This is a genomic window from Marinobacter sp. R17 (assembly GCF_003789045.1).
Lineage (GTDB): Bacteria > Pseudomonadota > Gammaproteobacteria > Pseudomonadales > Oleiphilaceae > Marinobacter_A > Marinobacter_A mangrovi.
On sequence record NZ_RHGZ01000018.1, the window covers coordinates 93,067 to 102,866 of the forward strand.

Below are 9,800 nucleotides of genomic sequence, written 5' to 3' on the forward strand. Positions count from 1 at the left end.
AGTGTCCAGGGTAAGCGGGGGTGGCTCAGTCGTCTGAATACTCTATGCTAGTCCTCCTTTGCCCGTCACGCTGTGACTCAATCCGTTTTCCAGAGGTTGTTCCGCCCCATGGCCGTTGTCCTGTCCCTGTTTGTGAAGCTATTGCCGCTGTACATCACCGTGGCATTGGGCTGGGTTGCAGGGCGCTATCTGGAGGCCAGTGGTCGCCATATTGCCGGCATCATGCTCTACATCGTGACGCCGTCGGTGATTTTCTCCGGGGTCATGGCCGCGCCGCTGACGCCGGAAGTGCTGCTGATGCCGGTGATCGTGTTCGGCTTCTGTACCGGCGTGAGTCTTTTGCACCTGGCCATCGGCAAGCGCATCCTTTCGGACGGCACGGCCAGCATCATCCCGCTGGCGGTGGGCACGGGGAACACCGGCTACTTCGGCATTCCCGTGGCGCTGTTGCTGTTCGGTGAGGAGGGTGTGGCGCTCTACATCGTCTGCATGCTGGGCACCACGCTGTTCGAGAACTCCGTGGGCTATTACCTGGCCGGGCGAGGGCGCTACAGCGCCCGGGACTGTCTGGCCCGGGTGGTCCGCCTGCCGGCCATTTACGCGTTCCTGCTGGGTGTCGTGCTCAATCTCAGTGACGTGGCCATACCGGCCGTGTTCCAGCCCCTGTTCGACAACCTGCGTGGGGCCTACAGTATTCTCGGGATGATGATCGTGGGCATGAGTATCCTGAATTTCCGGGGCCTGTTGGGGAATGTGCGCTTCACCGCGCTCGCCTTCTTCGGCAAGTTCGTGGTCTGGCCTGTCGCGGCTCTGCTGTTCTGGTGGCTCGACAGTCACTGGTTCGGCTTCTACGACGAGGCGGTCTACCGGGCCATTTTCCTGGTCTCCATCACACCGATCGCCGCCAATACCGTGGTCATCGCGACGCTGCTCGACGCCTCCCCGCGCCAGGCGGCGGGCACCACGCTGCTGAGCACGCTGTTTGCGCTGGCGTATATCCCGGTAATGGTCGCCATCTTCCTGGCCTAATCGCCGAACAGTGACAGCTGGTTGCTGTCGTCCTGCTGCTTGCCTCGCACCTTCGGCCGATTCTGGCGCGGGCCCTTACGGCTGCCGTGGCGCTTGAGAACCCGGTCGGTTTCCGCCCGTGTGACGTGATTCTTGCGAAACTCGCTCACCGCCTGACGGGCTTCGCGGGCGGCCTGTTCATGGTCACAGATCGGCGTTGTGTATGACTGTCCACCATAACGCGCGTGCTGGTCCCGGGTCATGTGCCAGGGGCTGTGGATAAACTCATCCGGCACGCCTTCCAGTTCGGGAATCCAGCGGCGGATGAAGGTGCCATTCGGATCCAGCTTGCGGGACTGCAGCTCCGGGTTGTAGATGCGCAGGGCGTTGATGCCGGTCAGGCCGCTCTGCATCTGGGCCTGGGGGTAATGGATGCCCGGCTCGAAGTCGGTGAACAGGCGGGCCAGGTGCAGGGCCGGATCGCGCCAGTGCAGCCAGAGCTGGTAGCTGGCCACGGCCATCAGCATGGCGCGCATGCAGAAGTTGATCCAGCCGGTCTCCCGCAGAGCCCGCATGGCCGCATCCACCAGCGGCCAGCCGGTTTGCCCCTCCGCCCATCGCGCCAGCCGTTCGCCATCGTTGGGGCCCTGCTTGAGCGTTTCCAATTCCCGGTGAATGGCGCGGAATTCGAGGTTGGGTTCGTCTTCCAGCTTCTGGATGAAGTGGCAGTGCCAGTGCAGACGGGAGCGAAAGCTGCGCAGGCTGGCCTGTCGCCTCGGTAAGCTGGACGGATGATCGCCGTTGGCTTTGGTCTGCTGATAGATGGATCGCAGGCTGACCGTGCCGTAGGCGATGTGCGGGCTCAGCCGCGAGCACCCTTTGACCGCCGTGTTGGGGCTGGAAATGTTGTACTGGTAGCCAATGCAGCGCCGGGCCAGGAAGCTGTCCAGCAGCTTTTCGCCCGCGGCCATGCCACCTTTCTGTCGGCCGGGGCAGGCGAGGGTATACGCCAGTGTTGGTGTCGTCAGGTCACAAGCGCCTGGAACACCGGGCGCCGCCGGAATTTGCGCCGGTGCTTCCAGCACGGGTTGTCGCATCAGCTGCTGCCAGGCATCGTCCCACAGGTCCCTGTCGGCCAGTCGGCGGACCACGCCGAACTGCCGCCACTCCTGAAACTGGACGCCGTTCCCGGCACACCATTCGATGACCGCCCGGTCCCGCTGGAAGGTCCAGTCGTTGCCGGTTTCCTCATGGGCGTGCAGGTGGGTGAACCCGGTGGCCTGTTTCAATAAGTGCAGCACGTCGACCACGGCTCCGGTTTGCACCCTCAGCTGGCTGCCCCGCTTGCGCAATGCCGCGTCCAGTTCAGCCAGGCTGTCCGCGATAAACGCCCAGTGCCGCTCGCTGGTATCCGGACGTTGCCAGTATTCCGGCTCGACCACGTAGAGCGGGATAACCGGCTCGCCCCGTTCGACGGCCGCCAACAAGGGGGCGTGGTCCGCCACGCGCAGGTCGCGTTTGAACCAGACGACGGTGGTCATCGGGCGTTCGCCTCGCCGGCTTGATGCTTATGGCGTCGGCAACGCTCGCTGCAGTAACGCACCTGATCCCAGTCGCGGGCCCATTTGCGACGCCAGGCAAAGGGGCGGCCGCAGACGGCGCAGTGCTTTTCGGGGAGATGGTTTTTGCGGTGCATCGGGCGACGATCCTGTGCGTATTCTGTCAAAGCTACGTGGTGTTCCGGTCGACGGATGACCGGGCGGTCCGACCGTGCCACACTCCGAAAAGAGATGAGTATGTCCGGGGAGGCCTCATGCGACTGACGATAACCTTCACACTGGCGCTGCTGGCGATCTGGCCGGCGCTGTCCCAGGCGGCATTCCGCTGTGGCACCGGCCTCGTGGATGTGGGCGACTGGCCGGTGGAGGTCGAAGAACGTTGCGGCCAACCGGACTACGTGGCGGTGTATCCCGAGGCGTCGTTGCCCGGCATCGGCATCGTCCAGACGGTGGAGCACTGGTACTACAACCCCGGCCCCAGTGGGTTCGTCAGACGACTGGTGTTCCGCAACGGCAAGCTCACCAAGGAAGAAAGCATGGGGTATGGGTTCCTGCCCGGTGCTGCCGGTGATTGCAAACCCAACGATCTTCGCGAGGGCATGAACGAATTCGAGATTGTGCGCCGTTGTGGCGATCCACTGTCCAAGCACGTTGAGTGGATCGTGCCCTACCAGGACAACCGGAACTACGGCGGGCTGACCGCCGCCTATCCGCAGGAAGAGTGGCTGTACGAATTCGGGCGTAACGAGTTCCGCCGGGTTGTGACTTTCCGTAATGGCCGGATTACCCGGGTGGAGAGCACCGGCAAACCGGCGCGATAGACACTATCTTTCCAGGAAACCCGGGTGCCTTCGGTCCCGGGGATCATTCAAGAGGAGATACGCCGTTGCGGACCCGTGATGACGGACTCGCCGTGCCCGACGCCCTGCTGTTCGACTGGCACGGCACCCTGGTCGACACCCACGACGCCATGTTCAGCGCGATGGAGGAAATGCTGCCCCAGCTTGAAGATCTCGGGCTGGTCGAGCATTTGCTGCCCGAAGACCAATGCAATACGCCGGAGGATGCCCGGCTGGTGCGCTACATCCGTATCTTCCGGCGACTGCATCCGCGCATCCTGGCGGAGCGTCGGGTGTCGAGGACCGATATCTTCAACGCCATCTTTGGCGACGACCGCGAAGCCAAGGCCATTGCGCACGAGGCCTACAACGCCTGCTATCGCAAATACTTCGGTCAGGTGAAGCCCTTCCAGGAGGGCATCGTGGACTACCTTCTGGCCTGCCGTGAACTGGGCATCAAGCTGGTGGTGGCTACCAACCGCAACCGGGAATTCCTCGACACCGAGCTGAGCACCCTGGAAGACGGCCGCTGGCTGGAGTTGTTCGATGCCACCGTCTGCGCCGACGATGTGGTGCATTACAAGCCGGATCCGGAGATGATCCAGAGCGCGGCTGATAAGGTCGGCCTGCCAGTGGATGCGCACGTCTGGTACGTCGGCGACGGTTACACCGACATGGTTACGGCCAATAACGCCGGCATCACCGCGGTGTTCTATAACGGCTCGGGCTGGGATCCGCAGAAGATCGACAGCTGGTTCCGCAAACAGGATCGGCCGTCCCTGGTGCTCGAGAGTTTCGAAAGCCTGATGGACGAGCTGGCGGCGTTCCCTGGCGGTGCGTTCCGGCGGGCGGTTGCCGATGTGCGGCCAGCGGCCTATCGGCCGCCCGTGACGCCCCAGCCAAGAGTCGAGCCGGACTGGCATCCGGCGGTGGCGAAACTGGTCCGGCCGGAGGCGATTCTTTTTGACTGGCACGCCACGCTGGTGGACACGCTGGATGCCATGTACCACGCCGTGGACGATATGCTGCCGGAGTTTCGCCAGTTGGGGTTGATGGAACGCCTGCTCGAACCGGAGGACAGCAAGACGCCGGAAGACGCCCGTCTGGTTGCCTATGTGAGGGAATACGCCCAACTGCATCCCAAGGTGCGGGCAGACCGCAAAATCTCGCGCACGGACATTTTCGAAGTGCTGTTCGGCGACGATCAGGATGCCAAGGCCATCGCTCACACGGCATTCAACCGGCACTACCGCAATCACTATGGGACGGTCACGGCGTTCGAACCCAAGGTCAGCCAGATGCTGCGTGGCATCCGCAAACTGGGCATCCGGGTGGGCGTGATCACCAACCGGGACCGGGAGTTCTTCGAGCACGAACTGGCAGCGGTGGAGGGCACCGGTTGGCAGCATCTGTTCGATACCGAGGTGTGTGGCGACGACACCCCCCTGCGCAAACCGCATCCGGATCAGTTGATCCTGGCCGCGGAAAAACTGGATTATCCGGTGGGACCCCGCGTCTGGTACGTCGGTGACAGCACCACCGACATCATTGCCGCCAAGCGTGCGGGCATGACGGGCGTCTTCTTCAATGGCGCCCTGTGGGATCTGCCGTGGCTGCACAATATTTTCCCGGGCACTCATCGTCATCCCCACAAGCCGGACGTGGTGGTTAATGACTTCTCGGAATTCTGGGCGCTGGTGCTGGCCTGTGAAGTGGGTCCTCCCTGACCGGTACGATTAAGGCGACGTGACGTCTGCCAGGACCTGGCCACTTAAGGCCTTCTCGATATCTATCCCGAGTGCCACGGCGCCGATCAGCTCGCCGCTGCGGGGATCGTGCAGGGCGCGGGAGGCGATCACCTGGAAGTGTTGAGCTGACGCATCGTAGCGGACCGGGCCAATATAGAAGCCGTCGCCCGGATCGGCAGCGACCACGCGGAATTTGTCTTCGTCCCCCTGCCAGTAATCGCTGGTCATCTGGCTGGAGGCCACCAGGGAGCCCTGGGCGTCCATCACCATGGTTTCCGTCACCCGGCCATGTTGCTGTTCCTGCCACTGGCGCAGTGCCTTGGACAGGGGGCGCTCCAGGATGTGCTGCGCCTCTTCACTGGGCGCGTCGGCCGTGGAGGCCTGCCAGATTTCGTCGATCATCAGGATGTCGGCCAGGGTGCTGGGTGGGGGCGGGTTGCTCAGGGTGTCCTGGATCGCCAGTTCGCTGATCGCCTGGTCCAGCAGGGTAGTGGACTGCCGCTGGATGAGTTGGCGCTCGCTGTCCTCCAGTTGGAAACCCGAGCTGACGCAGTCGTCGAGGTTGTCGTTGAACCGCGCCAGGAAACGGGGGTGCGCCGCCAGGAAATTCTTCCCCACATACAGGCCCAATGGCGCAAACCGGATGAACTGGCGTTGCAGTTGAACGCGCGGTGCGGAACGGTTGTCGCGGGCGTCTTTCAGGTAACGCTCCATCACGCGCTGGTCGACGACCATGGCGTCAATACGGTCACGCTCGATCAGGGCGACCAGTTGCCCCAGCGACGACACCTGCATGCGGGGTGTCAGTCCTTTCTTGTGGAGCCAGATCGACTCGTTGCTGCCGGCAATGGCGCCCAGGCGGGCCTTGCTCAGGCTGACGGGCTCCCGGGAGTAGAGGTACCACTTCTCCAGCGCCAGCGGCGCGCTTAACGTCGCAAACTGGTCGATGTCGTCGGAGGGCGTGATGGCCATGTAGCCATCAATCACGCCGGTTCGCAGGGAATGGATGCCACGCCGTTGCGGCACAATATGAACTTCGGGGCGCCAGCTGGTTTCATTCAGGGCGCAGCGCAGGGCTTCCACCGTGGTGCCGTGAACTTCGCCGGCCATTTCATATTGATAGGGGGCGGCTTCGGGGGCATAAATTTGCAACGGCTGTGTGGCCAGCGCGGATGTCGCCGCCAGACAGCCCAAGAGCAGAATGTAGGGAGCGCAGAACTTCATACCCGACCCGTGGAACGTATGCCGACGCCAATATACTTGTTCTTGCGGGAGAAAGTGTAGCAGTCGCAAGTGATTGGTGGCGGCGTAATCGCCTTCGGATGATTACAAAGTCTCCAGATTGTCGAGCAGCCATTCCGCCCGGGCCAGCAGGGCGTCCCGCCGCTCGGGTTTCTGCCGGTCCCAGTTGCGGTACATCATGCCCATGCGCGGATTGCCCTCGAAATCGCGACGATGCCTGTGGATAAAGTGCCAGTAAAGGGCGTTAAACGGGCAGGCGCCTTCGGTGGTTGCCTCGCTGACGTTGTAGCGGCAGTGACTGCAGTAGTCCGACATGCGCTGGATGTATTTGCCGCTGGCGGCGTAGGGTTTGGAACCCAGGTAGCCGCCATCGGCGTGCATCACCATGCCCAGGGTGTTGGGCAGTTCCACCCAGTCGTAGGCGTCGGCGTAGACCGCCAGGTACCAATCGCAGATCTCTTCCGGTTTGACGCCGGCCAGCAGGGCGAAGTTGCCGGTCACCATCAGACGTTGAATGTGATGGGCGTAGCCGTTGCGACGGGTGGCGTCGATGGCTTTGTGCATACAGCGCATGCCGGTCTCGCCGGTCCAGTAGAACCAGGGCAGGTCGCGGTCATTGCCCAGCCGGTTTTCCTTGGCGTATTCCGGCATCAGCAGCCAATAGATGCCGCGCACGAATTCACGCCAGCCAATGATCTGGCGGATAAAGCCTTCCACCGCATTCAGCGGCGCCTGGCCGCTGTAGTAATGCCGGGCGGCCGCCTCGCACACGCCCAGGGGATCCAGCAGGCCGCAGTTGATGTAGGGCGACAGGATCGAGTGGAACAGCCAGTCTTCCTGGTCCGACATGGCATCCTGGTAGTCGCCGAAGCAGGGCAGGGCAAAGTCCAGGAAATGGGCGAGGGCGGCTTCGGCATCCCCGGCCGTGACGGCGAAATGAAAGTCGTCGGTGGTGCCGAAATGATCGGAAAAGGTGTCGTCCACAAGCTCGATCACGTCGCGAGTGATGGCGTCCGGTTCCACCCGGAACGGGGCCGGCGCCGGTGGTTTGCCCGTCCACTTCTTGCGGTTGTCCGCGTCGTAATTCCATTCGCCGCCTTCGGGCTTGCCGTCGGGCGTCATCAGCAAGCCGGTTTTCCTGCGCATTTCCCGGTAGAAATATTCCATGCGCAATTGCTTGCGGCCCTCGGCCCAGCGGGCAAACTCTCTCTTGGTTGCGATAAAGCGGTCGTCGGGACGGATCTCGACCGGGACGTTCAGCGACTCGTGCCATTGGCGAATGGCGGCGTCCAGGCGGTACTCGCCACATTCGGTGGTGATGACCTTCTCAGGTTGATGTTGCCCGACCCGTTCGCGGATCACATCCAGCAGACTGTGATGCGGGCTGTCGGGATCGTAGGCATGGTAATGCACGGTCCAGCCGTTGTTTTCCAGCTCCCGGGCGAAATGCCGCATGGCGCTGAAAAGCAGGACGATCTTCTTTTTGTGGTGATTGGTGTAGTTCGCCTCGTCGCTGACTTCCGCCATCACGATGGCGTCCTGTTCGGGATCGGCCTCCCGCAGGGCGCTGATGTCCAGTGTCAGCTGGTCGCCGAGGATCAGGGTCAGGTGGCGCATCGGAATCTCCTTTGGGACGAAGATACGCCGTCGGGCCTTTCCCGGTTCATGCTGATCCAGGTCAATGTGACATCCGTCCAGCGGCGTAGACTGCATCGTGCCAATCATTGATGTGGAATGAGCCATGCCCGTCCAGTCCGCCTTTTGCCAAGAATCCCCTGTGTCCCCGTCCACCGCTTTCTGGAACGAATCGCTGATCCGGCGCTATGACCTGAGCGGCCCGCGCTATACGTCCTATCCCACGGCTGTTGAGTTCACCGACCGGTTCACGGCCGCCGACATGGCCGAGTCAGCCCGGGCCAGCGCGGCAAGCGGACGGGACCTGTCCCTGTACACGCACGTGCCGTTCTGCGCCCGGCTTTGCTACTACTGCGCCTGCAACAAAGTGGTCACCCGCAAGCGCGATCTGGCGATGCCCTACGTCGAACGGCTACTGCGAGAGGCGCGGTTGCAGGCCGACCTGTTTGGTGTGAAACGAACCGTCAGTCAATTGCACTGGGGCGGAGGCACCCCGACCTTCCTGCCACGTCAGGCGATGCAGCACCTGATGGCGGGCTATCGTGAGATCTTCAACCTGGAGACCGGCGAAGCCCGGGATTTCAGTATCGAAATCGACCCTCGCGAGCTGGCTGAAGAGACGCTGGCCCAACTGGCCGAACTCGGTTTCAACCGCATCAGTCTGGGCGTGCAGGATTTCAACCCGCAGGTGCAAAAAGCGGTCAACCGATTGCAGCCCCAGCGTATGGTCGAGGATGTGATGGTCGAGGCCCGGAAGCGGGGATTCGGCTCCATCAACCTGGACCTGATCTACGGTTTGCCCTACCAGACGCCGGCATCGTTTGCCGAGACGGTGGATTCGGTGATCGAAATGCGCCCCGATCGCCTGTCGGTTTTCAGTTATGCCCATCTGCCGGAGCGGTTTTTTCCACAAACCCGTATCAAGGATGAGACGCTGCCGTCACCGGCCGACAAGCTGACGATCCTGCACCAGACCATCGACCGGCTGCTGGACGCCGGTTACCAGTACATCGGCATGGACCATTTTGCGCTGCCGGACGATTCCCTGGCGGTTGCCCAGCGGGAAGGACGCCTGCATCGTAATTTCCAGGGCTACACCACCCACGCCGACTGCGACCTGGTCGCACTGGGGGTATCCGCTATCGGTCAGACCGGGCACGCCTATTTCCAGAACGCTCACGACCTGAAGGCGTGGGAGGCCCGGATCGACGCGGGCGAGCTGGCGACCATTCGGGGCGTGGCGCTGACGGAAGACGACCGGATTCGCCGTTGGGTCATTGGTCAATTGATTTGCCAGTTCGAGTTGGAATACGCCCGGTTTGAATCCAACTGGCACCATTCGTTTGGCAGCTATTTCGAAGAGGAATTGCAACGGCTTTGCGTGATGGAGCTGGATGGCTTGGTGAGCATTGGTGAGAGGAAGCTGGTGGTGCACGAGCCGGGACGGCTGCTGATCCGGGCCATCTGCCAGGTGTTCGACGCCTATCGGGCGAAAGGGGTGGGGCAGCGGTTTTCGCGGATTATTTAGGTGGCCGGAAGCTCCAGCCCCTCTCCCCGACCCTCTCCCGCCAGGGGAGAGGGCGTTCTTACCCCAAGTTAGCGGCATGAGCTCCCCTCGCCCCTTGCGGGAGAGGGGCCGGGGGTGTGCAAACCGGCAACATAGGTAACACCTCAAACCGGGAACATGGGTGACACAAGTTACGGTATGGGCAAGGAGGATGCGCCCATGCCCTGGAGAGAGACTTGTGTAATGGATCTTAAGATGCAGT

The 9,800-nt window shown here is 62.4% G+C and carries 8 protein-coding genes; 4 read left to right on the forward strand and 4 right to left on the reverse strand.

Features of this window, described 5'->3' with window-relative positions; all coding sequences use genetic code 11:
* The first annotated feature begins 108 nt into the window (after positions 1-108).
* On the forward strand, positions 109-1,029 hold the full coding sequence (locus tag EB809_RS13760) for an AEC family transporter (RefSeq protein WP_123635400.1): 921 nt from the start codon (positions 109-111) through the stop codon (positions 1,027-1,029).
* Here the strand turns inward: EB809_RS13760 and EB809_RS13765 are convergent.
* Positions 1,026-2,549: an FAD-binding domain-containing protein gene (locus EB809_RS13765; protein WP_123635401.1), complete on the reverse strand. Its 1,524-nt coding sequence runs from the start codon at positions 2,547-2,549 to the stop codon at positions 1,026-1,028. The genes EB809_RS13760 and EB809_RS13765 overlap by 4 nt on opposite strands.
* Entirely contained in the window at positions 2,546-2,704 is a 159-nt protein-coding gene (locus EB809_RS13770) for a DUF2256 domain-containing protein (protein WP_123635402.1), read from the reverse strand. The genes EB809_RS13765 and EB809_RS13770 overlap by 4 nt, the downstream gene beginning before the upstream one ends.
* Positions 2,705-2,821: 117 nt before the next feature.
* Here EB809_RS13770 and EB809_RS13775 point away from each other — a divergent pair, with 117 nt between their 5' ends.
* Together EB809_RS13775 and EB809_RS13780 are read left to right on the forward strand one after the other, a co-directional pair.
* Positions 2,822-3,388 (forward strand): DUF2845 domain-containing protein, encoded by a 567-nt coding sequence (locus EB809_RS13775; protein WP_123635403.1) that lies wholly within the window; start codon positions 2,822-2,824, stop codon positions 3,386-3,388.
* 65 nt (positions 3,389-3,453) lie between these two features.
* Complete coding sequence (locus tag EB809_RS13780) at positions 3,454-5,133, forward strand: HAD family hydrolase (protein ID WP_123635404.1); 1,680 nt, start codon at positions 3,454-3,456, stop codon at positions 5,131-5,133.
* Between the two features lie 9 nt (positions 5,134-5,142).
* Here EB809_RS13780 and EB809_RS13785 read toward each other — a convergent pair whose 3' ends face one another.
* Together EB809_RS13785 and EB809_RS13790 are read right to left on the reverse strand one after the other, a co-directional pair.
* Entirely contained in the window at positions 5,143-6,378 is a 1,236-nt protein-coding gene (locus tag EB809_RS13785; RefSeq protein WP_123635405.1) for a transporter substrate-binding domain-containing protein, read from the reverse strand.
* A 102-nt stretch (positions 6,379-6,480) separates the two neighbouring features.
* The gene (locus tag EB809_RS13790) at positions 6,481-8,013 is read right to left on the reverse strand and encodes a cryptochrome/photolyase family protein (protein WP_123635406.1); all 1,533 of its coding nucleotides are present in this window, start codon (positions 8,011-8,013) and stop codon (positions 6,481-6,483) included.
* A gap of 124 nt (positions 8,014-8,137) precedes the next feature.
* Between EB809_RS13790 and hemN the strand changes: the two genes are divergently transcribed.
* On the forward strand, positions 8,138-9,559 hold the full coding sequence (hemN, locus tag EB809_RS13795) for an oxygen-independent coproporphyrinogen III oxidase (RefSeq protein ID WP_123635407.1): 1,422 nt from the start codon (positions 8,138-8,140) through the stop codon (positions 9,557-9,559).
* Positions 9,560-9,800: the final 241 nt, after the last annotated feature.